The organism is Achromobacter pulmonis (genome assembly GCF_002885955.2).
Lineage (GTDB): Bacteria > Pseudomonadota > Gammaproteobacteria > Burkholderiales > Burkholderiaceae_B > Achromobacter > Achromobacter pulmonis_A.
The window spans coordinates 2953-3410 of record NZ_POQS01000033.1; the positions used below are offsets into that span (position 1 = coordinate 2953).

At 62.4% G+C, this 458-nt stretch carries 1 pseudogene; it reads right to left on the reverse strand.

Features of this window, described 5'->3' with window-relative positions:
- Positions 1-276: 276 nt before the first annotated feature.
- Positions 277-458, reverse strand: a pseudogene (locus tag C1I89_RS33580) (methyltransferase); the annotation flags it as partial.

Here is a 458-nt window from a genome sequence, read left to right on the forward strand (position 1 = left end):
TGGCGCCTGAAGTACGGAATCGGGTCCAGGCGACCCGCGCGGACAAGGCGATCAATGCCTCGGCTGAAGATGAGCGCCCCGATGGGGAACGCCAGCCTCTGGCAGTAGGTTTCGATGCGATGCGATGCCATGGGCTCCTCCTTGAAAGGCTATTGAGCCACGACACCCCTGGCGGAGTGAAGTGGCTCCGTCAAGTGGATGGGATGACGAGGCGGCGCCTTCAGATCAGGTCGCGCTCTTCGGGANTCAAGTGGATGGGATGACGAGGCGGCGCCTTCAGATCAGGTCGCGCTCTTCGGGAAGCTGGACCACCGTGGTCTGGTGGTCTTCGCTGGTCTTCACGAGCAACACCAGTTCCGGCGTGATCCGGTACTGGGAGATCATCAGGTTGTCCTGTTGGATTGCGACGTCGTTGGCTTGGCGGGTGGCCTCATCGATCTCGCCCCAGTCCCCGCGCA